The following is a 26,982-nucleotide window of genomic DNA, read 5'->3' as shown; positions in this document are numbered from 1 at the left end:
TGCGCCCGTCCGAGCGGCACCTCCCGGTGGACCGCTGGGTCAAGCCACAGGAATTCGTGGACCTCCAGCAGGAAGCGGACGAGATCGGCTTCCTCGGCGTCATGTCCGGACCCCTCGTCCGGTCCTCCTACCGTGCCGGCCGGCTCTGGGCCACCGCGATGCGCAAGAAAGGCTGGGAAATCCCCGCCGAACTGGCACACATCGAAAGCTCCGGCAGCACCCGCCAGGAAGCCAGCTCGCTGCTCGCAGGCACGGCCTGACCTTCCGGACCCACCACCCTGATGTTCAGAGAGGACCAAAGATGTTCCCCATCAGAATAGAAATCATCCCTTCAGAGGGAATCGTTGAGCGGGTCAAGGCCCAGGTGCCGTTGACCACAACGCTCACCGTGACATGCCTGCCCCATCACGGCATCGAGCGGACCATGCGCACGGCGGTACAGCTGAGCGTGCTCGGCTACAAAGTGATCCCGCATCTCGCGGGGCGTAGCCTGCATAGCCGCGCTGACCTCACCGGAATCCTGCGCGACTGCGGCGTTGCCGGCATCGGCGAGGTGTTCGTGATCGGCGGAGACCGGAAGAGTCCAGCTGGCCCGTACGAGTCCGCCCTTCCGCTTCTGGAGGACATCGCGCAGTACTCCGGCGGCGCGATGCGGGCAGGCGTTGCGGGCTACCCGGAGGGCCACCCTTCTGCTGGTCCCGTGGACGTGCTGGACGCGCTGCTGGCCAAACAGCACCTGGCTTCGCACGTTGTCACGCAGATGTGCTTCTCCGCGCCGAAAATCCTTGATTACGCGGCGCTCCTGCGCCGCGAAGGCGTGCGGCTGCCCGTCTGGGCCGGCGTGGCAGGGTCTGTTCCGCGGACCAAGCTGGTCTCGCTGGCGACGCAGATCGGCGTCGGGAGTTCCCTGAAGTTCCTTAGCCGCAAGGGCCCGCTGGCCCGCAAACTCCTGAGTGGTGACAGCTACTCGCCACAAAGCCTGGTGACCGGGCTGGAAAGCGAGCCCGGCAACATCGCGGGCATCCATCTCTACAGCTTCAACAGCCTTGATTCGGTTCCCGGAGGGCCAGACCAGGCGTCAACCTCAGCAGCACTCCATCCAGCATTGATTCGAGGAGCAGCACGTGACAACTGAAACCGTAACTTCCCAGCAAACGCCGCATCTTGAGCGGCAGCTCAGCAACCGGCACATCCAGCTGATCGCCATTGGCGGCGCAATCGGCACAGGCCTCTTCATGGGCTCGGGCAAAACCATCTCCGCGGCAGGGCCCTCCGTCATCTTCGTCTACATGATCATCGGCTTCATGCTGTTCTTCGTCATGCGGGCCATGGGCGAACTGCTGCTGAGCAACCTGAACTACAAATCCTTCAGCGATTTCGCGGCGGACCTCCTCGGTCCCTGGGCCGGTTTCTTCACGGGTTGGACCTACTGGTTCTGCTGGGTGATCACAGGCATCGCGGACGTCATCGCCATAGCGGGCTATTCGAAGGAACTCTGGCCCTCGGTGCCGCTGTGGATCCCGGGCCTGGCAACCGTGGCCATCCTCCTGCTCCTGAACCTCACCACGGTGAAGGCGTTCGGCGAGACGGAGTTCTGGTTTGCGCTGATCAAGATCATCGCCATCGCGGCGCTGATCGTGGTGGGCCTGTTCATGATCTTCAGCGGGTTCCAGTCCGACGCCGGCCCTGCCACCTTCACGAACCTGTGGAGCCACGGCGGTTTCTTCCCGAACGAGTTCATGGGATTCGTGGCCGGTTTCCAGATCGCAGTCTTCGCCTTCGTGGGCATTGAGCTCGTGGGCACCACCGCCGCAGAGGCCAAGGACCCGGAGAAGAACCTGCCCAAGGCCATCAACTCCATCCCCATCCGTGTGCTGCTCTTCTACGTGGGCGCCCTCATCATCCTGATGTCCGTCACCCCCTGGACCCAGTTCCAGGCCGGCCACAGCCCGTTCATCGCCATGTTCTCCCTTGCGGGCCTGGGCGCCGCCGCCACCGTGGTGAACCTAGTGGTGCTCAGCTCGGCCATGTCCTCGGCCAACTCCGGCATCTACTCCACTTCGCGGATGGTGTACGGGCTGGCCCAGGAAGGCGACGCTCCGTCCGTCTTCGGTGCCCTCTCGCGCCGCAAGGTTCCGCAGAATGCCCTGTTTCTCTCCTGCGTTCTGCTTCTCTCCGGCGTGGTGCTGATGTACGCGGGCCAGGACATCGGCAAAGCCTTCGACATGGTGACCACCGTGTCGGCTGTCTGCTTCGTTTTCGTGTGGTCCATCATCCTGGCCAGCTACCTGGCCTTCCGCAGGCGCCGCCCGCACCTGCATGAGGCTTCCAAGTACCGGATGCCGGGCGGCGTCCCCATGGTCTGGGTGGTCTTCGCGTTCTTCGCCTTCGTGCTCTGGACGCTGACCACGCAGCCGGACACCCTCACGGCGCTCCTGGTCACGCCCGTCTGGTTCATCGTGCTCGGCGCCGCCTGGTTGGTGCTGCGCCGTCGCCCCGCCCATCTGGCGCGTTATGCAACGTTCCAGGCCGAACTCACTCAGGATTTGGCGCACGAGGCCACCGGGCGGGGTCTTGGGAACGTGAAGAAATGAGCACTGTACAAATGACCACTGCCCAAACCCTGAACAGGCCCATACCGAAAGCTGAGGTACCTGCCGCAACGGTCGAGCATGTCCTGACCGTCGACTGTGCCGAGTCGCCTGGCATCGTCCACGCGGTCTCAGGATTCCTGCTCAGCCACGGCTGCGACATCATCGACATCAAGCAGTATGGGGACAAGGGGGAAGGGCACTTCTTCATGCGCGTCCACTTCTCCTCTCCGCAGGAGCCCGGGGCGCAGGAGTCCTTCAGCACGGAGGAGCTGCGCCGGGACTTCACGGCTGTGGCGGAGAAGTGGAAGATGAACTGGCAGCTGGAGCCGCACGGCCGCAAGCGCCGCGTCCTGGTGATGGTGTCCAAAATGGGCCACTGCCTCAATGATCTGCTGTTCAGGGCACGCACGGGCGACATCCCGGTGGAGATCGTCGCCGTGGTTTCCAACCACCGCGAGCAGGAGGGGCTGGTCCAGTGGCACGGTATCCCGTTCTTCCACCTGCCGGTCACCAAGGACACGAAGCCCGACGCCGAAGCCCGGCTTCTGGAACTCGTCGACGGCCTCGATGTGGAGCTCGTGGTGCTGGCCCGCTACATGCAGGTCCTGAGTGACGGGCTTTCGGCCAAGCTCGCAGGACGGACCATCAACATCCACCACTCGTTCCTGCCCAGCTTCAAGGGTGCGAAGCCCTACCACCAGGCCTACGACCGGGGCGTTAAGACCGTGGGCGCCACGGCGCACTACGTCAACGCCGAACTCGATGAGGGCCCCATCATTTCGCAGCAGGTCATCGACGTGGACCACACGTACACCGCCGACGACCTTGTCGCGGTCGGCCGGGACGCCGAATGCACGGCCCTCCGCAACGCCGTCCGCTGGCATTGCGAGGGCAGAATCCTGCTGCTCGGCAACCGCACTGTGATTTTGCGATAGGGCAGTTCCATCCTGGTCCGCGAGGGCGGACCAGGATGGAACCCGGACTCCGCCGCATAGCGGATCAGGGCCCGCCTACGCCGGGAGGACACCGGTTTCCGGCCGACGGCACCCTGTCATTTTCTGGACGGTATCGCGCTGGAGTCCGCTCAGAGCCGCGAGCTCGTAGTCATCCATGACGCCAAGCCGGCGTGCCGCAGCCATGAGGGTCAGTCGACTTTCCTCAAGGATTGCCTTCGACTCCTCAAGCTCGGCCAACTCGGACGTCAACTGGCTGATCACCGCAAGGTGCTGCCCGGCCGGCAGTCCGGACGGGAGCAGGTCCTCGGACGACAGGCCGATTGTCCGGATTGTCCAGCGGGAGAGTTCTGAGGCTTCTGCCAGGCCCGTGATCCTCATGCCGTCACAGAGCGCCTGGGCAATCTGTTGGTTTAGGCGGACGGAGAGCGCGCGCATGCTGCTGGCGTTGAAAGAAATCCGTTGCCGGTCCTCCCTGAGCAACTTCCGTATCCTGTCAGCCTGGACAGCAGTTGGGTCGGGTTTTGGTGTTCCCTGGTAGCGGTACGAGCCGGTACGGGCACGCCGCCGACGTGATTCCGGTGTCGGAGCAACCTCCGGGCGGTCGGAGCGGTGCAGAACGGCCAAGAGCACTCCTCGGTTCGGATTGGAGTCGGTCCGCGTCGGCACGCGAGCCGACCCGGAAAACGGCCGCGCCAGTCGGGGCCGGTTACGTAGAAGGCTAGACGGGATGGCCACCCCGCGGAAATACCAATAGTGCGTGGAGCCATAATCAAAAAGTTTGGGTTCGGCCTTGGCTAGGGGCCAAAAGCAGAGGTCTCGCGCTGTACACAGCCGAGGACCGACGCCATGACTGCCGCAGGCCATAAGAGACGCTTATCCGTCCACGCAGTTTAGGTCTTATCCATAGCCGCCCGGATTCCCTAGGGTCGAAGGAAGCAAATATCGCTCCCTCCTGAATCCCTAGGAAGAGACCATGTCTGAATTTGTACCTGCATCGCGAGTGTCCCGCATCAAGCAATCCGCCAGCGTGGCCGCCGCCGCCCGCGTGCGTGAGCTGAAGTCAGAAGGGCGCCGGATCCTGGACCTGACGGTCGGTGAGCCGGACTTCGACACCCCGGAGCACATCAAGGCGGCAGCCGTTGAGGCCATCAGCCGGGGCGAGACCAAGTACACCTCCGTCACCGGAACGCCCGCCCTGCAGACGGCGATCCTCCAGACTCTCGAGATGCGCACCGGCATCCACTACACCCCGGCCGAGATCACCGTTGGCGGCGGCGCCAAGCAGGTCATCTTCACGGCCTTCATGGCTACCCTGGACGCGGGCGACGAAGTGGTTGTACCCGCCCCCTACTGGGTCTCCTACCCGGACATGGTGCTCGCCAACGAAGGCACGCCTGTAGTGGTTCCCTGCGGCGAGGACGTGGGATTCAAGCTCACACCGGAAGCCCTAAGCGGCGCCCTCAACGAGCGGACCAAGTGGATCATCCTGAATGCGCCGTCCAACCCCACAGGCGCCGTCTACTCCCGGGCGGAACTGCGCGCACTCGCCGACGTCCTCGCGGACTTTCCGCACATCTACGTCCTGACCGATGAAATCTATGACCAGATCTACTTCGGCACCGGCCGGATCTCCAGCCTGGTGGAGGTGGCCCCGGAACTGAGGGACCGCATCCTCGTGGTCAACGGCGTGTCCAAGGCGTACGCCATGACCGGTTGGCGGCTGGGATACGCGGCAGGACCGGCCCCGGTGATCGCCGCAATCAATAAGCTCCAGTCCCAAATCTCATCCTGCCCGTCCTCGGTAAGCCAGGCCGCCAGCGCCGCCGCCCTCACGGGCGACCAGAGCTTCGTGCATGACAGCGTCGAGGTTTACCGCGGCCGGCGCGATGTGGCAGTCACCGCACTGAACGCCGTCGGCGGGCTGTCATGCACGACGCCGGAAGGCGCCTTTTACGCGTACGTCAACTGTGCGGGGGTCATCGGGAAGACGACCGCCGAGGGAAAAGTCATCGGCAACGATGAGGACTTCACCCTCTACCTTCTTGAGGCCGCTTCCGTGGCAGTCATCCAGGGATCGGCCTACGGGTTGGGCCCCTACTTCCGCATCTCCTACGCGACCAGCCTCGACATCATCGAAGAGTCCATCGCCGCCATCGACAAGGCCGTCCAGGCCCTCAACTGATCCACACCCACCGAAGGAAAAACGCCGTGATTCACGTCAAGACCACCATCGAACGACCCGACGCCGACGCCGTAAGCCGCCTGGCCAAGTTCTCGTCCGCCACCATCCACGAGGCACAGGGCCGCAAGGGCGCCCTCAGCTCCAAGATCAAGCCGATCGACCGGAGCATGTCCTTCTGCGGTCCGGCCACTACTGTGCGCTGCGCTCCTCGGGACAACCTCATGCTGCAGGTGGCCATCCACTACGCCGAGGCCGGGGACGTCATCCTGGCCGCGGCAGGGGAGTACGAGGAGGCCGGAACGTTCGGCGACGTCCTCGGCAACGCCATGAAGGCCAAGGGCCTCGCCGGCCTGGTGACGGACTCCGGCGTCCGCGACACGCAGGACCTCATCGAACTGGGGCTGCCCGTCTTCTCCGGCAGCGTCTCCATCAAAGGCACCGTCAAGGAAACGATCGGCCCGATCAACCACCCTGTGGTCTTCGGCGACGAAATCATCTATCCCGGTGACGTCCTCCGCGGCGACGCGGACGGTGTGGTGGTCGTCAGGAAGGACGAGATCGAGGAAGTCATCCGCCTCTCGCAGGAACGCGACGACGCCGAGCGCGACCTCATCCGCCTCTACCAGGCCGGCGGGACCACCATCGATCTGTGCAACCTCACCGAGGTTCTGAGGGCCAAGGGGCTGCTCGTAGAGCACGCATAGTCACATCGCGGCAGCGGTGCCCGGGAGGTGCCGGCATTGGCTCAGGCGGGGCAGTCTTCTGCCCCGCCTGAGGCTCGTATTCTGCGGCGGCGGTCCTCCTGCCGTGGCTTCGACGGCTGCGGTGGTGGGCGTGGCCGTGCGGGTTACCCTGCTTCGGGTTACCCTGCTTCGCGCAGCACAATTCCGGGCAGCGGCGGCGCGGTGGAGTAGTGCCTGTGGCCGGTGGGGGTGTGGAGTTCGATGGTGTGCCGGGAACAGGCGTGCCCTCGAATCCATGGCGATGAGGTTGCCGGTCCCGGGGGCGGTGTAGAGCCGGCGGAGCCAGGCATCGAAAGCTGCACCCTGCCCAGAGTCCTCCCCGCACCCGATGTCGCCGCTGCGCGGGCCCTCGTTGAACCTCCGCTGATAAAAGAGAATTTGCAGCACATCGGCCGGCGGAACGGCCGCGTGCCGCCGGCTCCGCGAGGGTCCCTCAGCGCGGGCGGGGTGGCCGCCCAAGCCGCGGCAGCTCCGCCGTCGTACGGATAACTGTGCGGCGGCGCCCGCAGTTGAGCGTGCTTTGCAGCTGACGGTGCAGTCAGCCGCTAATCAGACCCCCGTGGGGCACCGAATAAGCAGGGGCGCCGAAGACGGCATCGTCCAGGTACCAGACCGTCGAACCGCCGCCGCTGACCGGCATGATGCTGCCCTCGAAAACAAAGACCGGGTCAGCGGATCGGTCCTGGGGGCGCCAGAAGCCATTGGTCGGGCAATGGGACCCGGTTTTAGCCATCAGTCCCAGTCTCGGGTCTGAAATTCTCCTGGTGGTGCTGATCTTTTTCATGGCAGGCTCCCGGTTGATTGTTTGCGGAAAATTGATTCGCTGCAATTTCTTGGCTTGCCACCAATATTAGAATCCCCGGCGCCCAGTTACTAAGACAAATGATGCGTGCCCTAATAAGCCAAAGCTATGGGCGGCCATACTTATCGCTGAGCATTTCCTGGAGCATTTCCTTCAGCACAAGCAGCACCGCCGACGCCGCCTCCGAGAGGGGGTCGTGGTCCGGCGTGCAAAGCGCGATCTTGCACTGCAGTGCCGGATCCACGATCCGCAAGACATAGAAGTCTTCTTCATGGAACAGCGCGTCCGCGGCTGACTTGGGCAGGATCGTGGCCCCCAGATCGGCCCGGAGGAGCCGCGTCAGGGACGGCACCGACTCCACTTCGCCCACCAGCTGGAGTTTGAGCCCCTTGCTGTCGAAACCTGCCTCGACAGCCTGCCGCAGCGTGTGGATCTTCTCGGGGAGGAAGAGCCCGAAGTGTGCCACCTCCTCCAGCGTTATCTCGCCGATCGCGGACCCGGACTCCAGCCGCTTGGCGTTGACCACCAGGTGCAGATCTTCGACGATCATCGTGGTGAACTGGACGCCGCGGATAGGGCCCGGCTCGTAGATGAGGGCCATATCGAGCCGGCCGTTCTTGATGGCTTCGCTCAGGACGCCGCCGTAAATCTCCGTGACATGCAGGATGATGTCGGGGTACCGGCGGCCCACCTCGCTGATGATCTGCGGCGTCAGGCTCGACGCCATGCTGTAGGGCGCGATGGCAATGGACACGCGACCCGATGGCGCGGCCCCCGACTTGGCGACGTCCTGCCGCGCCTGCGCCACCAGCCGCAGGATTGACTGCGCATGCCGGTATAGGGTGTGCCCGGCGGCTGTGGGCTGGACCCCCTGCTTGCTGCGGATCAGCAGGCGCTGCTTGAGGTCAGTCTCCAAAGCCGAAACCTGCTGGCTCAGGGCTGGCTGGGCAACGTGCAGCGCCGCCGCAGCCTTGGTGATGCTTCCCGAATCCACGATCTGGACGAAGTACGCAAGCTTCCGCGTATCCATGGCCGCCTTCTCTCTCTGCGGCGTCCTGAACCCAGGGACGGTCATAACCGGATGCTGTGGAGGGATACGCAATACGTCTTTGTGTGATCCACATCGCTGACACTAGGTTGAACCCAGAACGCTATTTCACTAATCGTACATTCTATCCCCTCCGGTGACATGCAATTCCATGATGACATCAGATGCATTTCGCATAGAAGCGGTCTTGTGGAAATGGATATCGCTTTTTCACATTTCCGAAATATGCGCTCCGTACCTTGAATGCATTCGCCGTCCCGCAACGCAAGTGCGGAGCCTACGTTGGAGAAAGAGGTGACAAATGAGAGCACTAACCAACGGGAGATCCGCCACCCTGGGCGGCCCTGGAGGCGCTGCCTCGCCGTGCTGCGGTCACCCCTGCAGGCGTGCCGGCGGCAAACCCGTCATAACCGGCACCTATCCCGTGACATGGATTACGTCTTTGTGTGATCAAACTCGCGGTGCCAGACTTTTTTATGGAAGCCCGGCAGTTCGGGCCGTCCCGTCGGAAGCCCCCTTCAGGGCCGGATCGGGACAATCACTTCACTACCGGCAGCTGACCACGTCGCCCTGCGGGGCAACGTTGCAGCTCACACTCGAGGAAGGCTCACATGGGACTCTCAGTTGATCTCGTAGCAGATCTCGGAGAAGGCTTCGGCGCCTACTCGATGGGCGACGACGCTGCCCTCCTCGAGGTGGTTTCCAGCGCCAACATCGCCTGCGGCTTCCACGCCGGTGACCCGGACATCATGAACGCGACCGTCGCCGAATGCGTTCGGCTCGGGGTCAGCATCGGAGCACACCCGAGCTTCCCGGACCTCCGCGGCTTCGGCCGGCGCGCCATGGACCTGACGGCGGATGAGGTCCGCAACGACGTCCTCTACCAGTTCGGCGCGCTGACTGCCTTCGCCGCCTATCACGGCGCCAGCGTGGCCCACATTGCCCCGCACGGCCGGCTGGGAAACCTCGTTGCCACCCGCGCCGACTACGCCGAAGCCGTGGCTGACGCCGCCGCCCGCATCAACGCCGCCCTGATCGTCCTGGCCCAGGACGGCGAACTGGCCACCGCAGCCACTGCGCGCCGGCTCCCGGTGGGGATCGTGGGCATCGCCGACCGGGCCTACGAGGCTGACGGCACCCTGGTGCCGCGCGGCCGCCCCGGCGCCGTCATCCACGATCCTTCGACCATCGTGGACCGCACCGTCCGGATGGTGTGCGAAGGGCTCATCGAAACCGTTGCCGGCACCGATCTGCCCATCGTCGCCGACACGGTACTCCTGCACGGAGACACCCACGGCGCCGTTCTGCTGGCCCGGCAGGTCCGAGCTGAACTGGAGAACGCCGGCGTGACCATTGCCCCGCTCGCCCAGGTTCTGGCCGCCAAGCTGAAGGTTGCCTGACATGGCCCCCACCCCAACCCCAACTTCGGTCGAGATCTTCGAGTCCGGTGACGCCGCCCTTCGGGTCGTCGCGTCTTCCCCGGACAGTGAGGCCAACTGGATCACCGTACATTCCCTTGCCGGATGGCTGGAGGCCGCAGGGGCCGACGGCGTCCACGGGGCCGTGCCAACGTACGATTCACTGCTCGTGGAATTCGACCCCGGCGTCACCTCGGCGCGCCAGGTCCGGGCCTTCGTCCTGCTCGGCCTGCGCCAGCTCGACTTCATCGGTGCGCCCGCCCGGACTCCCCGCGAGTTCAGCGTCCCGGTTGTCTACGGCGGCGAGTACGGCCCGGACCTGGAGCGCGTGGCCGAACATGAGCAGCTCTCCGTCGAGGAGATCATCGAGCTTCACACGGCCAAGTCCTACGTCATCCGCTGCCTGGGTGCGCCCGCCGGCTCACCCATGATGGACGGACCCGACTTTCCGCTCCCGGTCCCGCGGCTGAAGGACCCCCGCCTGTCCGTTCCGGCAGGAGCTGTGGCCGTCGCGGGCCGGCAGGCAGTCATTGCGCCGGCCGTGGCGCCCGGCGGATGGTGCGTCATAGGCCAGACGCCCCTGACCGTTCTTGACGCCACGAGCGAACCCCTTGTTCCCTACGTCCCCGGCGACATCTTGAGGTTCCGCCAGATCCAGCCCGAGGAGTTCGCCAGCTACGCAGGCCGGAAAATGGAGGCGGCACGATGACCGGCTCATTGATCATCCAGCATCCCGGCCACTCGGTGGTCACGGACCTGGGCCGCTTCCGGGGACCCCGGTTCGGGCTGCCCGTGAACGGCGCGCTGGACCAGTTCTCGGCACGCGCGGCGAACATCCTCACCGCCAATGAGGAGAACGCTCCGCTGCTGGAAGTAACCGCCCTGGACTTCCGGATGCGCGCCACTACGGACATTCTCATTGCCGTCACCGGCGCGCCCCTTACCCTCACGGTCGGCGGCCGCGAATGCCCGCAATGGGAACCGGTGTCCGTCCGCGCCGGGGAAACCGTTGCACTGCGCCAGATCACCGGAGGCCTCAGAGCCTACGTTGCCGTCCATGGCTCGGTGGAAGCGCCGATCCTGCTGGGAAGCTGCGCCCCCGACACCGTCATCGGCTTCGGCCTGCGGCTCTCCCAGGGCACCGAACTCAAGACCTCGCGGAGCGTCGGCCCGATACGGCAGCCGTACTTCGACCTGCCGCTGTTCCGGCTGGGACTGTCCCGGCCGGAGTTCAGCAGCCACGCCGTCATTGATGTCACGGACGGCCCCGACGTTGACGAGTTCGGCGATACCGCCGAACTGCTCTTCAACACCGAATACACCGTCAGTGCCCGGAGCAACCACATCGGTCTTCGCCTCGGCGGCGCCCTTCCCGAACGCCAGTCCACAGCCGAAGTGCTGTCCCGCGGCGTCCCGGTGGGAGCCATCGAAGTGCCGTCCCGGGAGGAACTCCTGGTGCTGCACCGGGGCCGCGGTGTCACCGCCGGCTACCCCGTCCTTGCAGTGGTTACCAGCCGCTCGCTCGACGTGCTCGCCCAGGCCCGCCCGGGCCACACCATAACCTTCCGCAAGACCACCGTTCCCGAAGCTACAGCGAAGTACCGGGCGGCCCTGCGGGATCTGGAGAACCTCCGTTCCACGGTCGGCACGGTCTTCTCCCTCCTCGGCATCGGCAACCAGCCCGGCTGGCCAAAACTGGCACCGGCAGCCGGAAGCTAAGCGCCCTCCCATCAGATCAAAAGCCTTGTTACCATTCCCCTTAGTAAGGAAAGCCATGTCAACTTCTACGCACGCGGCCCAGCCGCACAAAGAACGGCTCAGCGGCAAGCAGACCCGCAAAGTTGTCACTGCCGGCTGCGTCGGCATTTTCGTGGAACTCTACGACAACGGCATCTTCGCCTTCATGGCCGGAACGCTTGCCCTCGTCTTCCTGGCGCCCGGCAACCCGGACAACGCCCTGCTGTTTGTCTTCGCCGGCTACGCCGTGTCCTTCTTCGTCCGCCCCCTCGGAGCCGTTGTCTGCGGCTTCCTGGGCGACAGGATCGGGCGGCAGAAACTACTGGTCTTCGTCATCCTGCTGATCAGCGCCGCCACCGCCGGTATAGGGCTCCTGCCCGCGTACTCGGCCATCGGCATCGCAGCACCGGTGCTGCTCGTGTTGTTGCGCATGCTGCAGGGCTTCTCCGTGGGCGGTGAAGCCGCCGGCGCCATGACCTTCCTCGCTGAGCACGCCCCGGAAGGCAAGCGCGGCATCATCACCTCCTACGCACAGATCGCATCCTTTGCGGCCCTCCTCACCGGTACGCTCGTAGCGTTCTCCATGTCCCCGTGGCTCACCGCAGCTGCGATCGACGGCGGCGGCTTCGGCGCCTTCGCCTGGCGCATCCCGTTCCTCATCGCCATCCCCATGGGCGTCATCGGCTGGTACATCCGCAAGGCCATCAGCGACACCCCCAACTTCGTGAAGCTGAAGGAAGAAGGCGGGCTGTCCAAGAACCCGCTGAAGGAAGCCTTCGCCTCCGCCGAACATCGGCGCGCTATGCTGCTGGCCCTGTTCATCCCGCTCATGAACGGTTCCGGCTACTACGTCCTCTTCTCCTACATGCCCACCTTCCTCAAGGGCAAGCAGCTTAACTTCACCATCGGTCAGGCCCTGCTGGTCACCGCCTGCAGCCTGGTGGTCATCTGCATCGCCATTCCTTTCATGGGCGCCCTCTCCGACCGGATCGGACGCAAGAAGGTCATCGCCGGGTCTGCAATCGCCATGGCAGTCCTTGGCATTCCCTCCTACGCCCTGATCGCCACCGGCAACATGGCACTGGCGATCCTCGGCGCCTGCATCATGGCCGTCGTGTTCGCCGGCCACACCGCGGTGATCCACATCCTGATCGTGGAACTGTTCCCCACCCGGGTGCGCTACTCCGCCTACGGCCTGGGCTACAACATCTCTTCCGCACTGTTCGGAGGCACGGCACCGCTGCTGATGACCTGGCTGATCTCATCCACCGGCAACATCTACATGCCTGCCTTCTACGCCGTCATCACCGCGCTGGGCACCCTTGCCGCCGTCAGCACGGTCAAGGACCGGGCGCACCTGCCGCTCCGGGACGCCTAACCACGGACCACCCCCGTGCTTGCACCACTACGCAGCGGCAAGCACAGCATTGCAAACCAACCAGGAGACTTCGATGCCCTTTTCAGATTATTCAACAGCCCTCGTCACCGGTGCCTCCACCGGGATGGGTGCCGCGATCGTCGAACGCCTGGCCAAGCGGGGACTCACCGTCCACGCCGTGGCCCGCAACGAGGAACGCCTGAACGACCTTGCCGACAAGACCGGGGCGATTCCCCACGTCGTCGACCTGACCGACACGGCGGCGCTGGCTGCCGCCGTCGGCGATCTTGAGGTGGATGTCCTGGTGAACTGTGCCGGAGTGTCCCGGCCGGGAAACCTCCTGGACTCCAGCGAGAGCGACATCGACGAACTCATTGACGTCAACCTGCGCGGCCTGCTCCAGCTGACAAGGCTGGTGCTGCCGGGCATGGTGGAACGCGACCGCGGGCACGTCATCAACATCAGCTCCATCGCCGGTGTCTATAACTTCTACGGCCACACGGTTTATCACGCCACCAAGGCGGCGGTGCACCAGATCTCCCGGCAACTGCGCAACGACACCGTGGGCAAGCGCATCCGCGTCACGGAGATCTGCCCCGGACGCGTCGAAACGGAGATCTTCGGACGCAACATGGGAGGCACCCCGGAAGCCATGGAAGAGGCGTGGAAGACGTACTACGAAGGCTACGAGTCCCTGACCACCGACGACATCGTCAACGCCATGGACTACGCCATCGAAACGCCCCGGCACGTGAATGTGGGCATGCTGGAAATCATGCCCACATTCCAGGTCCCCGGCGGGCTCACGTTCGACCGGCGCTAGCCGCGTCGGCCCCGGCAAGCACCGCCCCGGCCGCCCAGCACACCCCAGACCCATAGACCCGAGAGGTTTTTCCGATGCAAACAGTCCGCACCGTCAGCTTTCCCGACCCGCAGCTTCTCGCCGATCTCTCACCCCTTCCCGAGGGCCTGAGAGGGGTGGTCTGGGACCTGAAGTCGGATCCCGACGGCGGGACGCTGAGCGAGATCGACGGCGTCATCCTCCCTTACATCGACGCCTCTGCGGTTCTGGGATCCCTCGCCAAGGTTGAAGACCTGAAGTTCGTCCAGACGCAGTCGACCGGATATGACGGAGTTATCGAAGCGGCCGGTCCGGCGGCCGGTGTGGCCAGTGCCTCCGGCGTCCATGCGGCGGCGACGGCGGAGCTGGCCGTGGGGTTGATCCTGGCTAAGCTGCGCGGCATCGACCAGGCTGTCCGCGACCAGCAGTACGGCCTCTGGCGGCCGGAGCGGCGCCAGTCCCTTGCTGACAGGCGCGTGCTGCTGGTAGGCGTCGGCGGGATCGGGCATGAGATCGCCCGCCGTCTGGAGCCCTTCGAGGTCACGGTCACCCGGGTGGGGAGTGCGGCCCGGACTGACGAGCAGGGCGAGGTGCACGCATCGTCGGAGCTGCCCGCGCTCGCCGCTACGCACGACATTCTGGTCACCGTGCTGCCCCTGAGCGAGCAGACCCATCAGCTGATCGGCGAAGAGGTTCTGGCTGCCCTGCCGGACGGAGCCCTGGTGGTGAACGTGGGGCGCGGTCCGGTGGTGGACACTGCTGCGCTGACCAAGGAAGTCCTTTCCGGGCGGCTGCAATGCGCGCTCGACGTCGTTGATCCAGAGCCGCTTCCGCAGGACCACCCGCTGTGGTCAACACCGAACGCCCTGATCACCCCGCACATCGGCGGCAACGCGTCCGCCTTCCAGCCACGGATCCTGAAGCTCCTACGGCAGCAGCTCGAAGCCCTCGCCGCCGGGCAGACTCCGGCGAATCTGGTGCAACGCGGGCCCTTCTAGACAACAGTGCGAACGGACACTTGCGGCCCTGGCCGCGAGGGCCACAAGTGTACGTTCGCGATACATAGGAACCACCAACCGCGACTACCGCGCAGACCGCGGCGAAGGAGCTGCTCTTTTCATGAATTCACTTTTTGACCTGACCGGGCGGGTGGCCCTGGTGACCGGTTCCAGCCGGGGCATCGGCAACGCGCTGGCGCGGGCACTGGCTGACGCCGGTGCCACCGTGGTCCTGAACGGCATCAATCCGGAACGGCTCAAGGCCGCGGAGGCGGCGATGGCCGCCGATTATGCGCCCGGCCGGGTGCACAGCATCGCGTTTGATGTCACCAGCGACGCCGAGGCCGCGCGGGGCATCACGTGGGTGGAGGAGCACGTGGGTCCCCTTGAGATACTGGTCAACAATGCCGGGATCCAGCATCGGGTGCCGCTGCTGGAGTTGGATGTGAAGGACTGGGAGCGGGTGATTTCCACGGATCTGACCAGTGCGTTCCTGGTGGGCCGGGAAGCAGCCCGCCACATGATTCCCCGCGGGCGCGGGAAGATCATCAACATCTGTTCGGTGCAGACGGACCTGGCCCGCCCCACGATCGCGCCGTACGTTGCGGCGAAGGGCGGTTTGCGGAACCTGACCCGGGCGATGACCGCGGAGTGGGCGGGTTCGGGGCTGCAGATCAACGGGATTGCGCCGGGCTATATCCACACCGAGATGACCCAGAATCTGGTGGACGACGAGAAATTCAACGCCTGGATCCTGGGCCGGACCCCGGCGCACCGCTGGGGCACAGTCGAGGACCTGGCGGGGCCGGCTGTCTGGCTGGCTTCCAGCGGCTCGGATTTCGTGAACGGCCAGACGATCTTCATCGACGGCGGAATGACGGTGGTGGTCTGATGGGAACGCCAACGGTCCCCACCAACGCGGCCCTCCCTGTCTCTGGACCGGCGGTCGTTGCCCACGCCAAGGGCGACCTGCGGATCGACGACGTTCCGCTTGCGGCGCCCGCCGCGGATGAGGCCGTCGTCGAAGTCCACTACGGCGGCATCTGCGGCTCCGACCTGCATTACTGGCTGCACGGCGCAGCCGGTGAATCCATCCTGAAGGCCCCGCTGGTGCTCGGCCATGAGATTTCCGGGACCGTGGTCCGCGCCGCGGCGGACGGAACCGGCCCCGGGGCGGGAACGCCGGTCGCGGTGCATCCGGCCACGCCCCGTGCCGGTGCGGCGCGGTATCCGGCCGACCGGCCCAACCTCTCGCCCGGTTGCACCTACCTGGGAAGCGCAGCCCGCTACCCTCACACCGACGGCGCGTTCAGCCGCTACGTGAACCTGCCGGTGCGGATGCTCCGTGCGCTCCCGGGAGGCCTGGACCTGCGTACCGCTGCGCTGATCGAACCGGCGTCCGTGGCATGGCATGCGGTGGCCCGGGCCGGGAACGTCGCGGGCAAGACGGCGCTCGTGATCGGCAGCGGGCCCATCGGCGCGCTGGCTGTGGCGGTCCTCAAACGGGCCGGCGCAGCCCGGATCGTCGCCGTCGACATGCATGAGAAACCGCTCGAGATCGCCACGGCCGTGGGTGCCGACGAGGTCCTGGCCGCCTCCGACGCGGAGGCGATCGCCGCCGTCGAGGCCGATGTGGTGATTGAGTCCTCCGGTAACCACCACGGACTGGCGTCCGCCATCCAGGGCGCCGCGCGCGGTGGCACGGTGGTGATGGTCGGCCTGTTGCCCACAGGTCCCCAGCCGGTCCTGATCTCCCTGGCCATCACGCGGGAACTCGAACTGCGCGGCTCCTTCCGCTTCAACGACGAGATCGACGGCGTCATCGCCGCACTGGCTGACGGCACTCTGCACATCGAACCGGTCATCACCCACGAGTTCCCGGTCAGCCGGGCGTTGGAGGCATTCGCTGTGGCCCGCAACTCGGCTGAGTCCGGCAAGGTGCTCCTGAGCTTCGGGTCCGCAACGGAAGGCTGAGCCCGGCTGTCCTTGGCATGTTTATCGTTGGCGCAGCCCGGCGTCGGCTCGTTTGGCGAGTGTAATTTCGGTGTAACTAATGACGGTGGAACACTGGAACTGCGCGCTGCAGGTCTGCAGAAAGACCGAAGCTGCGGCGGGGCCTTCGTTGAACGCCATAACATTGGGAACGATCCTTATGGTGACGGTTTGGGCCTTCCTGGTGCAGTTGATCTGTTCGTTTCCGCCGCCACCGGCTATCCGGCCGTCGCTGACCCTTTGGGTGAGTTGGACCACGGGTACTGCGATGAGCAGGGCGGGGTCGGTGTCGCACACGAAGGTGACGGGAACATCGACAGCGGCGCCGTCGGCGACGAGGATTCCCGGCCCCGTGCTGACGAGTGTGGCGGGGGCTGCCTGCGCGGGGGCGGCTATGGCCATGAGAGCGACGGTAAGAGCGACGGCGGCGAGGCGGCTTCTGGTGCCTAGCATCAGGTTCTCCCTTGAATGGATGCGTGGCGTCCTGTGTTCCGTATTGGCGGCGAGTGCGGTGATTAGACGCCTTAATGGACGGGGCGGAGCCCCTGACGGCAGCGCCAATTCCGGCGCCGCCTGATGCAGACGAAAGTCCAGTTGGGCGCACAATACTAATTATCTGAATGCGTGACAATAGGCATTCACAAAGCATGCAGGTAGCAGGAACGCCCCCGGGGCGTCCTGCGGATACGCCGCCTCGGCCTACGCCCTGGGGGAGTTCTTCCAGTCCGGCAGGACGCTGAGGCCGTCATCGAGCATGCGGGTAAGGGATCCCGCGGCAGCGTCGCGGCGGCGGCGGCGGAGCCATGCAGCGAGGCTGCGTTCGGAGACTTCGGACGCGTTGCTGGCGGGGTACCGGCCTGTTTGCTGAACCATGCTGACGAGGTCGTTCATGCGTTGGACACTTCGTCGGGTTGCTCTGGCAGGGTTGCCGTTGGCGGCGGCATAGTGCTCCTCACGGAGCGTCGGATCGTCGGTCCTTGCGGCGGCCAGGTGGTAACCCACTGTCGATATCGGCGCCCCCGTCTGCTCGGAGATTTGCCCGCGGGTGAGGCCGCGCCGGTACATCAGGACCCATTCGGGGTTGGGAACCAGAAGCCATCGTATGTTTGCCACAGACGTTCTCTTCCTCTAGTTGGTCCTTCTCGGTCCGGCGGCCTGACGCATGATCTGGTACATGGGTGGCATTCTTTCCTGTACAGGGTTACCGGTCTCATGATCAGCATCGTGCACCGAACATGAGAGCAAGCTGAGAAACCTTGTCGCAAGGGCAGGGCAAACTCTCTGTCAGGAAAATTTCGAGAATGAGTGGACGGTGCAGGCGTGAGGATTCTCATGGTCGAGGACGAAAAGCAGCTGGCCGATACCGTCCGCCGCGGGCTGTCCAACGAAGGATTCGTGGTGGACGTGGTCCACGACGGGGTCAGTGGGGTATGGGCTGCGACGGAGAAGCCCTACGACGTGATTCTGCTTGATCTGATGCTGCCATTGAAGAATGGCTACGACGTGCTGAAAGAAATCCGCGGCCGCAGAATCTGGACGCCCGTTTTGATGCTGACGGCCAAAGACGGCGAGTATGACGAGACAGACGCTTTTGACCTGGGAGCGGACGACTACCTGACCAAGCCGTTCAGCTTCCTCGTCCTGGTCGCCAGGATAAGGGCTCTGATGCGCCGCGGAGCGCCCGAGCGGCCCGTTGTCCTCGAGCTGGGATCCCTGAGCCTCGACACGGCAAGTCRCCAAGTGCAACGCGGCGAGGCAGCGATTGTGCTGACCGCCAAGGAGTACGCGCTGCTGCAATACCTGATGCGACGGCCTGGCCAAGTGGTTTCCAAGGGCGAGATTCTGGACAACGTGTGGGATACGGCATTTGAAGGCGGCGAGAACGTCGTGGAGGTCTACATTGGCTACCTCCGACGGAAAATCGATGTCCCGTTCGGTGTGCAGACCCTGACGACCGTGCGGGGCATGGGATATCTGCTCACCGCCGACAGGACCGCTATGGAATAGCCCTGTGAGACTACGGGTCTGGCTGGAGTTAGCGCGAGACTTTCTTGCCGGTGCGGCTCTCGCTGGCCGGCGCGGCGTGGGAGAAGACCATTTCAAAGCGGCATCCGCCCCCTGGCGCTTCCGACGCCCCGATCGAGCCGTGGTGGGCGGCCATTACTGCGGCGGCGATGGCAAGTCCCAGGCCGCTTCCGCCTCGTTCCCGGGACCGGCTGTCATCAAGCCGGACAAACCTCTCGAAGATCCGCTCCCGGTCTGGGGCAGGCACGGGCGGCCCGTCGTTATCGATGGTTATCACGACTTGAGTCTCGGCACTGTGAACTTCGACGGCAATCACGGACTTGGCGTACCGGTCAGCATTGTCCAGGACGTTCCTGATCACCTGGGCAAGCCTGCGGGCATCGCCGGTAATCCGTGCCGGTTCCAGGCGTGCCTCGATCCGGTGCAGGCTCGTGGAACGCAGGCGGCCGATTTCGCCGTTAAGGACGTCGTCCAGATCAACATCGGCCTGCTCCAGGCGCAGCCCTCCGTCGTTGGTCTTGGCCAGCGTGAGCAGATCCTCAACGAGATACCGCATCCGGGCTGTTTCGCCGGCAAGGACCGACTTCATCTCCTCCCATGTACGTCCGGAAGGATCGGCCGCTGCGATTTCCACGCCGGCGCTGAGGGTGGCGAGGGGGCTGCGCAGCTCATGGCTGGCGTCCGAGACGAAGCGCCGCTGTTCCAGGTCGGCTGCCTCAAGCCGGTCCAGCATTGAGTTCATTGTCTGCGCCAGAGCCTGCATCTCATCGGCGGTGGGCGGGACTTCCACCCGTCCGTCCAGGCGGCGGGCGCTGATCATGGCCACCTGGTCACGGATTCTCTCGACCTGACGAAGGGACCGGCCCACCAGCACCCAGACGGCGATCCCCACCAGCGTCAACAACAGCGGCGTGGCGCCGAGCACAAACCAAGACACCGTGGCAAGGGTGTTGGCCTCAACCTGGACCGTGGCTGCCACCACCACTGTGCGGAGGACGCCGTCGCTCCGGACTCCGGTCGCCACGACCAGGAAGTCGTCGTCGTCACCGAGGCTGGGCAGCTCGGGTACGTCCTCAATCAGCGTTTTCCCATCGTCCGGGCGCAAACCGGTCAGCGGAGCTGCCGCCGCGGCAGGCACCGAGGATGCAAGGACCGACCCCTCCGGATCCAGAATCTGGACATATTGCCCAAAGTGCGCGGCAGACTCAATGAAGCGGCGCCCTTCGTCCAGGCCCTGGCCGGAGATTTGGGCGGCGACCTCCTCGGCCTCCCCCCGGGCGGCGGCCTCGGCAGCGGCGACCAGCGACGTCTGCAGCGCCACCAGCAGGGTAAGGCCGCCAATGAGGAGCGCCACGGCCACGACAAAGACGGCAGTGGCCGTGGCGCGCTTTCGCACACCCCAGCGGGGCCGGGGCAGGCCCCGCCCGCCAAGCATCCGGACGGCATCCATGCTCCAAGGATGCAGCCGCCAGCGGACATTAACAAAGCCCGACGCGTCGGAAGCACCTGGGATGAAGCCGCTCTCCCTGCTGTCCCTGCCCCATAACGTAAAAAGGCGGCACGGGGGTCCGTGGATGTGCCTGCCCCTGCGGAACCCGGCGATGGGTCCGCATAATAATTAGACCGGCACGGCGGCTTCCGCCGGGTCAGTGGGATGTATCGCGGTTTGGCAGCACCTGATTGGGGCAGGGGCGCAGGTTCAAGTCCTGTCATCCCGACGGTGCGGGCCGGAAACGGCAGAGAACAACCTGGGCCAGTGCGCTGGCCGTGTTGGGCGCATGGCTCCCCGGAGTCATACCAATGGTTCAGGTGGCCCGCACTTTAAACTGCGCCGGTCCAGCGCGACCGGGCGCATCCGTGTCAGGATCGGTTATGCCCCACCGCCTAATGCTGCTAGACACTGCGTCGTTGTACTTCCGCGCCTTCTACGGCTTGCCCGACACGATCCGCCGCGCCGACGGCACGCCGGTGAACGCCGTTCGAGGCCTGCTCGACATGATCGCGCGGCTCACCACCGACTACGGTGCGACGCACCTCGTTGCTTGCTGGGACGACGATTGGCGTCCTCAGTGGCGCGTAGACCTCATTCCTACCTACAAGTCGCACCGAGTCGCAGAGGTGATTGAGGGATCCCCCGACGTGGAGATCGTGCCGGACGCGCTCCAGGCGCAGATTCCGATGATCCGCCGGGTGCTCGAGCTCGCCGGCATCGCCGTCGTGGGGGCCGCCGAACATGAGGCCGACGACGTCGTCGGCACCTACGCCAGCCACGCCGAGTTTCCGGTCGATGTGGTGACGGGCGACCGCGATCTCTTCCAAGTCGTCGACGACGCCCGTCAGGTACGGGTGATCTACACCGCGCGCGGCATGAGAAACCTCGAGATCATGACCGACGCGGTCGTCGTCGGCAAGTACCGCGTGCTGCCCGAGCAGTACGCCGACTATGCAACGCTCCGCGGCGACGCCTCGGACGGGCTACCGGGCGTCGCCGGCATCGGCGAGAAGACCGCAGCGTCTCTGCTCTTGGAGTACGGAACGCTCGACGGGCTGCTCGCGGCTGCGGCGGACGCGGAAGGCGGTCTGTCCGCATCCGTGCGGTCGAAGCTCGCCGCGGCCACCGACTACCTCACGGTTGCGCCCGCCGTCGTGAACATCGTCCGTGACCTCGAGCTGCCGACGCTCGAGGAGGCGGGCGCGCAGCTGCGCCCTGTCGTCGGCGATTCTCGCGCCGAACTCGAGCGGCTGGCCACCGAATGGAACCTCGGCGGCTCGGTCAAGCGACTCCTCGAGGCGCTCGACCGGAATCACTGACATCGCTGCCCATGGCTCCGTCCGGTTGCAGGGCGCAGCTGTGAATTGGCTGGGTCTTTCCTCGGGGTTGCCCGTCGGCTCTTGCGCGCGGCTGGTTGCCTAAGGCAAGCTGTTGATCACTTGATGAATCGATCAATTGGGGCTTCGTCGCCTCAAGGGGTCCGGCGGCAAGGATGCCGTCGGACCCTTTCGCGGCGGGGTCGCCGCCCGGGCAGGAGCCCGCAGAACGGGAGGACACCTATGGCCGGTTTGTTTGAACTGTTCATTGACGCACAATCGCACGTCAGATTCCGGCTCACAGCACCCGATGGAACGGTCATGGCTGTGTCCAAGGCCTTTGACGACAAGCCGGCGGCTGTTGCCGGCATAGCCGCGGTGCGAGAGTACGCCGGCATGGGACACATCGCCGACCTTTGCCCGGGCAGCCGGTCGAAACCTGCGGCAGGGCGTTCGGCGCCGGCGCGGGAGCAGGAATCCCGGCCGTTACCGGCAGGCGAGCTCCGCACCCTTGGCCGGGCACTCCGCCGGGCCGCAGCCGGACCCCGGCGGAGCGGTGCAGCCTGAGGGCAGGACCAGTCGTCGCATGCCCGACCGCCCATGCCCGGGGTCGAGGATGCTAAATGGTGCCTTCAGGCGGCGTGAAGTTCTCCGTGCTGCGAACAGCCGGGGTCGGTCGGCCTGGCCTGCCTGGGCGTGTACCGCCAGTCCGGGCATGTGCAGCCAGGTGTTCTGTTAGCGGGGCGTTGCCATGCACTCTTGGCTCCCAGCGCAACCACTTCTGACATCGCGGCTCTTTTCTTCCGGTGATGGCTAAGCGAGTGCACGCCATCGGGAGCGTCAGCATATTAGAGACAGACCAGTCTGTCTATGATCCAGCTGCGCCGGCGCTGGGCCGTTCGAATATTACGAAGCCCCGGAGCAAAAGTGTCCGGCGCAACGCTCAAGCAGGCAGACGACGGCGGGAGGTCCCGCCGTCGTCCAGGCTTCGGCTACCGTGGAATGCGCGTCACCGCCACTCGACTGCATTATGCGCTCGCCTGCGGCGATTCAGGTCACACACATTGCCACTCGTGGCGGGGGAACGGGGTACCAATGCGCAGCTTCACGTCCGTAGAACACCGTATCGATGAACGTGCACATCGATACCTGGATGATGCCCCCGCCAGCGGCATCCGTTCCAGGCTCATCGAGTTTGCGGTCTTCGGCCTCAAGCAGGCCTGGGCGTGCATCTTTGGCGCGGCGCTCCTCGCAGTCATCCTGGCGGGGCGCCTTTGGTATCCGGACGAGGCCGCACTTGCCAGGAACGATTTCCTGACCCTCGCCGCCGTCGTCATCCAGATTCTGATGGTCGTTACGCGGCTGGAGACCGTACGGGAGCTTAGGGTGATCGTTCTCTTTCACCTGGTCGGAACGGTCATGGAGCTGTTCAAGACCGACGTCGGGTCGTGGACGTATGAGGCCGAGGGATTTCTGCGTATCGGAGCGGTCCCGCTGTTCAGCGGCTTCATGTACGCCGCCGTCGGTTCCTACATGGTGCGTGTCTACAGGCTCTTCGACCTGCGCTTCGCGCGGTATCCGCGGCGGTGGGTCACCGCGATCGTGGCGGCCGCGATATACCTGAACTTCTTTACGCACCACTACATCTTCGATGTCCGCTGGGTCCTGCTGGCCGCCGTCGTTGTCATCTTCGGACGGTGCGTCATGCACTTCCGCGTGTTCCGCAGGAAGTTCCGGATGCCCCTGGTCGCCGCTTTTCTGCTCGTGGCACTGTTCATTTGGATAGCCGAGAACATCGCCACCTGGTCCGGCGCGTGGCTGTACCCGAGCCAGCTGAACGGTTGGCACGTGGTCTCGCTCGACAAGCTGGGCGCATGGTTCCTGCTGATGATCATCTCGGTGGTGCTCGTGGCGTGGGTCTACAAGCCGGAGCCACCCGAGCAGTCTGAGGAGGACACTGGCACAGCCGCCGTCCCGGCGGTCACCGCGGAACGTTAGAGGACGACGGCGGGACTTCCGTTAGAGGCTACCCTTGCCGACTGCTATGGCAGCCGCGATGGTCGCAGCAGGGTGGGGACGCCGGCACTCCCCGGGTCCAGCGGCACAGGGCTGATCAGCACAGCCGGCCCGCGGTGCAGAGTGCCGTCGGAGAGCGGCTGGCAGCGCACGCCTCCCCTCCCGCGCATGGCCTTGTGGGCGCCCGGAGCGAGCATCTGATCCATCCAGGCACAAGGGTGGGCCGGCCGCCCGGCTCTGAACCGCACCAGTTCCCCGCGCGATTCCAGCGCGAACTCCCCGCCCAGCAGCGGAGCCAAGTGGGCACCTCTGAGGACAACATTGCGCCGTGTCAGCAGCGGGTCAAAGCGCTCGGCCCCCAGCTCCGCGGCGATGGCTTCGAGAGCCTCGACGGCGAACACGGTGACGGCGGCATCCATATGCGCGGCCTTGCCGAAGAACCGGTCACCCACGATGCCCTTGCCCGTCACCAGCTCGACTTGGTCGGCATCGGTGGTGGGGACGTCGGCCGCACCCTCGCGTGCGCGGCCGAAGTAGGCGTGTGCCGGCGACACGAGCAGATGCAGGATCTCCACGTCGTATCTGTAGCTTGCCGTCATGCCATCAAACTACCTGCCACGCACGGCCAGCGCACCCGTTCAGCGTCTGGCGGGTAACGGCATGCCATGACCACCGACGCAGACGAACAGGACCGGGCGGAGATCCTGAAGAATTACCGGGCCCAGCTGCGCGCCGGGCAGTTCGACTACCGATGGCTCGCCTCGCGCTCCGAAGCCACCACCTGGTAGCTCCGGAACCCCAACACCGGTGACTCCTGCCTTGCGGAGCGATGGTTTCGTTCGACGGAGCGGCCCCAGACGGCGCCGGTGAGTATGAGTGCGATGCCGCAGTACCCCGCGATCCCTACGCTGTCGTGGGCGATGGTGATTCCGATGATGGCTGCCCAGACGGGTTCCGTGCCGAGGAGGAGTACCGCCTGCAACTCGGCGCTTCGCTCAGCCTCACTGTCAACGAAACCGCGGCTTCTGCTGCGTTCTACGAGAAGCTTGGCTGGCCGGCCCTGTCGGGGAGCGGCACCCAACGCAAGCGGACGACGGCGGGAGGTCCCGCCGTCGTCCGCTTCCGTTACGCGTGGTACTCAGTTCCCGGCGGTGCCACGTGGGCCTAGTTTCATTAAATACGTCGGCCCGCCACGATGTTCCGGACGTTTCAGTAGGCCCTAACCCGCTGTTCGACAATGAGATGGATGAGGGCAAACACCCCATCCTGGTCGATGGCCTGGAGGGCGGCGTCGAGGGCTGCTGGCACGTCCTCGTCACGGGTGACCGTGATTCCGAAGCCGCCGAAAGCCTGGCCCATGAGGCCGAAGTCCGGGTTTTTCAGCTGCGTGCCCGAAACCCGGGACGGGTAGTGCCGTTCCTGGTGGGTGCGGATGGTGCCGTATTCCTGGTTGTCCATCACGATGATGAGCGGCGTGGCACCGTACTGAGCGGCGGTGGCCAGCTCCTGGCCGTTCATCAGGAACTCCCCGTCTCCCGCGATCGTGACCACCCGTCGCCGCGGGCTGGCCAGCGAGGCCGCGATGGCCGACGGGATGGAGTAGCCCATTGAGCCGTTCCTGGCGCTGATCATTGAGGCGTAGCGCCGCGTGGGGAAGTACCGGTGCGCCCAGTTAGTGTGCTCGCCCGCCCCGAAAGTAACCATGGCGTCCTCGGGGAGCCGCGGAACCAGGTTGGCCATCAGGGTGTCCATCTTTGCCGGCCCGTCGCCCGGCGTGGCCGGGGGCAGATCGGCGAAGGACGTCTGCTCGCTGCGCATCCTGGCAGTCCACGCTTTCCACTCCTCCTTCGGCGGCAAGTCGATCTGAACCAGATCGCGGACGAAGGCGTCCGGTTTTGCCAGGATCTGCCGCGAGACGGGACCGGAGCGTCCGCGCAGCGAAGGGTCTATGGTCACCAGGAAGTTTTGCTTGTTCCAGTCCTGCCTGCAGACAAAACCATCCGTGATGACATCCCCGGGGACTGTCCCGACGAAGACGAGCAGGTCGGTTTCCTGCAGGAGGTCGTATGTGGGGCGGGGCCGGCCGTAGCCGATCGGACCAACGTAGGACGGTGAGTCGAAGGAGACAGTTCCCTGCGTACGCCATTCCGCGGCGGCCGGGATGTGCTGCTTTTCAAGCCATTCGGTGAGCTGGTCTGCCGCTGCCTGGGTCCAGTCGTTGCCGCCGGTGACAAACAGCGGCTTCTTGGAAAGTGCAAGGGCGCCGGCGAGTGCTTCGGCATCCGTGGTGCTCATTCCGCCTGCAGCCACCGGAATGGTGGGGTGCAGGGCCGGATCCACCTGCTGGCGGATGATGTCTTCCGGCAGGCCCACCACCACCGGGCCCGGCCGTCCGCTCATTGCGGCGAACATGGCTTCCGCGACAATCTCGGACGCCCGTTCGGCATGGTCGAGGACCATCACGCGCTTGGCGCCCGTGTCGAACCAGGCCTTGATATCAAATTCCTGGAATGCCTCGCGGTCCCGGTGGGCGAACGGGATCAGTCCTACGAACAGCAGCATAGGCGTGGAGTCCTGCCACGCGGTGTGCAGGCCAACATGGGCGTTGGCGGCGCCGGGTCCGCGGGTGACCATGGCGACGCCTGGACGCTGGTTCATCTTGCCGTCGGCCTCGGCCATGTAGGCGGCGCCGCCCTCATGGCGGCAGACCACGGTCTCGATGTCAGAACCGTGCAGCCCGTCGAGGACGTCCAGGAAACTCTCGCCGGGAACAACGAAGGTTCGTTCGACGCCGTGGGCCGCGAGGGAGTCAACAATCACGTGCCCGGCGGACTTTAGGGCCTTGCCGCCGTTCAGGTTCTCCCGGACAGTGGCGGGGGTGGGCTGTAGGGGGCCTTGGTCGATGGTGTCGCCTTCGGACGGCTGCGTGTCGGTTGCGGTCATGGTTGCTGCGGACTCCGTTGTCATCACTTCTTGTCTTCTTGGTTGGTTTACGTGTGGTGGGTGAGGGTGCCTGGGAATTTCCGCTGGATGCAGCGGAACAGAGGGTGGCGCCTAGTCGGTTTCCGGTCCGGTGCAGAAGAAGCAGCCGTCCTCACAGCTGTCCGTCGTCTGGCTGTCCGTCGGCGGCCGGTGCGTTTGGGGGCTCAGGGAATTTTGTGGCTTCATGGCTGGACCTGCTAGCGGATGGGAGTCCGGTTGGCGATGACGGGGGACATGCCGGTGAAGCCGTCGCGGGCTTCGGCGATTTCGTGGATTTGTTTGCGGCAGGCGTACCAGCCGGCGACCATGAGGGCGCAGGCGACGAGGGTGACCAGGAGGGTGAGGGGGGAGTCGATGAAGACCATGATGAGGACGCCGAGGAGGAAGAGGAGGGAGAGGTAGCCGGTGTAGGGGGCGCCGAACATGCGGAAGGAGGGGCGTTTGAGCCAGCCTTTGTCGGCC

The 26,982-nt window shown here is 65.2% G+C and carries 27 protein-coding genes and 2 pseudogenes; 20 read left to right on the top strand and 9 right to left on the bottom strand.

The features are described from left to right. From AC1D14_RS21655 to purU, 4 genes and pseudogenes are all read left to right on the top strand, one after another. Positions 1-260 (top strand): annotated as a pseudogene (locus tag AC1D14_RS21655) (lipoyl synthase); the annotation flags it as partial. Between the two features lie 41 nt (positions 261-301). Next, the gene (locus AC1D14_RS21650) at positions 302-1,135 is read left to right on the top strand and encodes a methylenetetrahydrofolate reductase (RefSeq protein ID WP_476969158.1); all 834 of its coding nucleotides are present in this window, start codon (positions 302-304) and stop codon (positions 1,133-1,135) included. Beyond that, entirely contained in the window at positions 1,125-2,594 is a 1,470-nt protein-coding gene (cycA, locus tag AC1D14_RS21645; RefSeq protein ID WP_476882442.1) for a D-serine/D-alanine/glycine transporter, read from the top strand. Before AC1D14_RS21650 ends, cycA begins: the two co-directional genes overlap by 11 nt. An 11-nt stretch (positions 2,595-2,605) precedes the next feature. Next, positions 2,606-3,529, top strand: coding sequence for a formyltetrahydrofolate deformylase (gene purU / locus AC1D14_RS21640; protein ID WP_476969157.1), 924 nt, complete (start codon positions 2,606-2,608; stop codon positions 3,527-3,529). Positions 3,530-3,604: 75 nt separating this feature from the next. Here purU and AC1D14_RS21635 read toward each other — a convergent pair whose 3' ends face one another. Further along, positions 3,605-3,985, bottom strand: a complete 381-nt coding sequence (locus AC1D14_RS21635; RefSeq protein ID WP_230120712.1) for a hypothetical protein — start codon at positions 3,983-3,985, stop codon at positions 3,605-3,607. Positions 3,986-4,523: 538 nt separating this feature from the next. On the opposite strand from AC1D14_RS21635, the gene AC1D14_RS21630 reads away from it, so the two are divergent. Further along, positions 4,524-5,732: an aspartate transaminase gene (locus AC1D14_RS21630; RefSeq protein ID WP_230120710.1), complete on the top strand. Its 1,209-nt coding sequence runs from the start codon at positions 4,524-4,526 to the stop codon at positions 5,730-5,732. A 26-nt stretch (positions 5,733-5,758) separates the two neighbouring features. Further along, positions 5,759-6,436 carry a 4-carboxy-4-hydroxy-2-oxoadipate aldolase/oxaloacetate decarboxylase gene (locus AC1D14_RS21625; RefSeq protein ID WP_476877567.1) on the top strand — a complete coding sequence of 226 codons (678 nt, stop codon included), beginning with the start codon at positions 5,759-5,761 and terminating at the stop codon, positions 6,434-6,436. A 577-nt stretch (positions 6,437-7,013) separates the two neighbouring features. Here the strand turns inward: AC1D14_RS21625 and AC1D14_RS21620 are convergent. Continuing rightward, entirely contained in the window at positions 7,014-7,259 is a 246-nt protein-coding gene (locus tag AC1D14_RS21620; RefSeq protein ID WP_230120706.1) for a hypothetical protein, read from the bottom strand. Positions 7,260-7,383: 124 nt separating this feature from the next. Beyond that, positions 7,384-8,307, bottom strand: coding sequence for a LysR substrate-binding domain-containing protein (locus AC1D14_RS21615; protein ID WP_230120705.1), 924 nt, complete (start codon positions 8,305-8,307; stop codon positions 7,384-7,386). A 629-nt stretch (positions 8,308-8,936) separates the two neighbouring features. On the opposite strand from AC1D14_RS21615, the gene AC1D14_RS21610 reads away from it, so the two are divergent. The 8 genes from AC1D14_RS21610 (at position 8,937) to AC1D14_RS21575 (ending at position 16,671) form a co-directional block, all read left to right on the top strand. After that, complete coding sequence (locus AC1D14_RS21610) at positions 8,937-9,725, top strand: LamB/YcsF family protein (RefSeq protein WP_476969156.1); 789 nt, start codon at positions 8,937-8,939, stop codon at positions 9,723-9,725. Between the two features lies 1 nt (position 9,726). Beyond that, the gene (locus AC1D14_RS21605; RefSeq protein ID WP_476969155.1) at positions 9,727-10,452 is read left to right on the top strand and encodes a 5-oxoprolinase subunit B family protein; all 726 of its coding nucleotides are present in this window, start codon (positions 9,727-9,729) and stop codon (positions 10,450-10,452) included. Beyond that, positions 10,449-11,462, top strand: a complete 1,014-nt coding sequence (locus AC1D14_RS21600) for a 5-oxoprolinase subunit C family protein (protein ID WP_476969154.1) — start codon at positions 10,449-10,451, stop codon at positions 11,460-11,462. Before AC1D14_RS21605 ends, AC1D14_RS21600 begins: the two co-directional genes overlap by 4 nt. A gap of 55 nt (positions 11,463-11,517) precedes the next feature. Continuing rightward, positions 11,518-12,858, top strand: a complete 1,341-nt coding sequence (locus AC1D14_RS21595; RefSeq protein WP_476877570.1) for an MFS transporter — start codon at positions 11,518-11,520, stop codon at positions 12,856-12,858. Between the two features lie 73 nt (positions 12,859-12,931). Beyond that, complete coding sequence (locus AC1D14_RS21590; RefSeq protein ID WP_230120695.1) at positions 12,932-13,681, top strand: SDR family oxidoreductase; 750 nt, start codon at positions 12,932-12,934, stop codon at positions 13,679-13,681. A 74-nt stretch (positions 13,682-13,755) separates the two neighbouring features. After that, positions 13,756-14,697: a 2-hydroxyacid dehydrogenase gene (locus AC1D14_RS21585; protein WP_230120693.1), complete on the top strand. Its 942-nt coding sequence runs from the start codon at positions 13,756-13,758 to the stop codon at positions 14,695-14,697. A 121-nt stretch (positions 14,698-14,818) separates the two neighbouring features. After that, positions 14,819-15,589: an SDR family oxidoreductase gene (locus AC1D14_RS21580; RefSeq protein WP_230120691.1), complete on the top strand. Its 771-nt coding sequence runs from the start codon at positions 14,819-14,821 to the stop codon at positions 15,587-15,589. Further along, on the top strand, positions 15,589-16,671 hold the full coding sequence (locus tag AC1D14_RS21575) for an L-idonate 5-dehydrogenase (RefSeq protein WP_476877571.1): 1,083 nt from the start codon (positions 15,589-15,591) through the stop codon (positions 16,669-16,671). The genes AC1D14_RS21580 and AC1D14_RS21575 overlap by 1 nt, the downstream gene beginning before the upstream one ends. 21 nt (positions 16,672-16,692) lie before the next feature. Here the strand turns inward: AC1D14_RS21575 and AC1D14_RS21570 are convergent, their stop codons facing one another. Continuing rightward, positions 16,693-17,142, bottom strand: a complete 450-nt coding sequence (locus AC1D14_RS21570; protein ID WP_476877572.1) for a hypothetical protein — start codon at positions 17,140-17,142, stop codon at positions 16,693-16,695. 246 nt (positions 17,143-17,388) lie between these two features. Then, a complete protein-coding gene (locus AC1D14_RS21565) occupies positions 17,389-17,802 on the bottom strand; it encodes a hypothetical protein (protein WP_230120686.1) in 414 nt (137 codons plus the stop codon). A 207-nt stretch (positions 17,803-18,009) separates the two neighbouring features. Between AC1D14_RS21565 and AC1D14_RS21560 the strand changes: the two genes are divergently transcribed. Further along, positions 18,010-18,696, top strand: coding sequence for a response regulator transcription factor (locus AC1D14_RS21560; RefSeq protein ID WP_476969153.1), 687 nt, complete (start codon positions 18,010-18,012; stop codon positions 18,694-18,696). A 28-nt stretch (positions 18,697-18,724) separates the two neighbouring features. Here the strand turns inward: AC1D14_RS21560 and AC1D14_RS21555 are convergent, their stop codons facing one another. Further along, positions 18,725-20,164: a sensor histidine kinase gene (locus AC1D14_RS21555; RefSeq protein ID WP_476969152.1), complete on the bottom strand. Its 1,440-nt coding sequence runs from the start codon at positions 20,162-20,164 to the stop codon at positions 18,725-18,727. A 422-nt stretch (positions 20,165-20,586) separates the two neighbouring features. On the opposite strand from AC1D14_RS21555, the gene AC1D14_RS21550 reads away from it, so the two are divergent. The 3 genes from AC1D14_RS21550 (at position 20,587) to AC1D14_RS21540 (ending at position 23,520) form a co-directional block, all read left to right on the top strand. Further along, positions 20,587-21,525: a 5'-3' exonuclease gene (locus tag AC1D14_RS21550; RefSeq protein ID WP_230120681.1), complete on the top strand. Its 939-nt coding sequence runs from the start codon at positions 20,587-20,589 to the stop codon at positions 21,523-21,525. A 318-nt stretch (positions 21,526-21,843) separates the two neighbouring features. Then, the gene (locus AC1D14_RS21545) at positions 21,844-22,089 is read left to right on the top strand and encodes a YegP family protein (protein ID WP_476877574.1); all 246 of its coding nucleotides are present in this window, start codon (positions 21,844-21,846) and stop codon (positions 22,087-22,089) included. 528 nt (positions 22,090-22,617) lie between these two features. Beyond that, positions 22,618-23,520, top strand: a complete 903-nt coding sequence (locus tag AC1D14_RS21540; protein ID WP_476969151.1) for a DUF817 domain-containing protein — start codon at positions 22,618-22,620, stop codon at positions 23,518-23,520. Positions 23,521-23,564: 44 nt separating this feature from the next. On the opposite strand, the gene AC1D14_RS21535 is transcribed toward AC1D14_RS21540, so the two are convergent. Further along, on the bottom strand, positions 23,565-24,137 hold the full coding sequence (locus AC1D14_RS21535; protein ID WP_230120675.1) for an MOSC domain-containing protein: 573 nt from the start codon (positions 24,135-24,137) through the stop codon (positions 23,565-23,567). A gap of 66 nt (positions 24,138-24,203) precedes the next feature. On the opposite strand from AC1D14_RS21535, the gene AC1D14_RS21530 reads away from it, so the two are divergent. Together AC1D14_RS21530 and AC1D14_RS21525 are read left to right on the top strand one after the other, a co-directional pair. Further along, complete coding sequence (locus tag AC1D14_RS21530; protein ID WP_290369796.1) at positions 24,204-24,326, top strand: hypothetical protein; 123 nt, start codon at positions 24,204-24,206, stop codon at positions 24,324-24,326. A gap of 41 nt (positions 24,327-24,367) precedes the next feature. After that, positions 24,368-24,706 carry a hypothetical protein gene (locus tag AC1D14_RS21525; protein WP_476969150.1) on the top strand — a complete coding sequence of 113 codons (339 nt, stop codon included), beginning with the start codon at positions 24,368-24,370 and terminating at the stop codon, positions 24,704-24,706. A 41-nt stretch (positions 24,707-24,747) separates the two neighbouring features. Here AC1D14_RS21525 and AC1D14_RS21520 read toward each other — a convergent pair whose 3' ends face one another. Both AC1D14_RS21520 and AC1D14_RS21515 read right to left on the bottom strand, forming a co-directional pair. After that, complete coding sequence (locus tag AC1D14_RS21520) at positions 24,748-26,505, bottom strand: thiamine pyrophosphate-dependent enzyme (protein WP_476969149.1); 1,758 nt, start codon at positions 26,503-26,505, stop codon at positions 24,748-24,750. A gap of 212 nt (positions 26,506-26,717) precedes the next feature. Further along, positions 26,718-26,982, bottom strand: a pseudogene (locus AC1D14_RS21515) (amino acid permease); the annotation flags it as partial.

Source organism: Arthrobacter sp. P1_B11, assembly GCF_056406715.1.
Note: the sequence above shows the minus strand (reverse complement) of the source record. Positions and strands in the feature narration are given on the sequence as shown.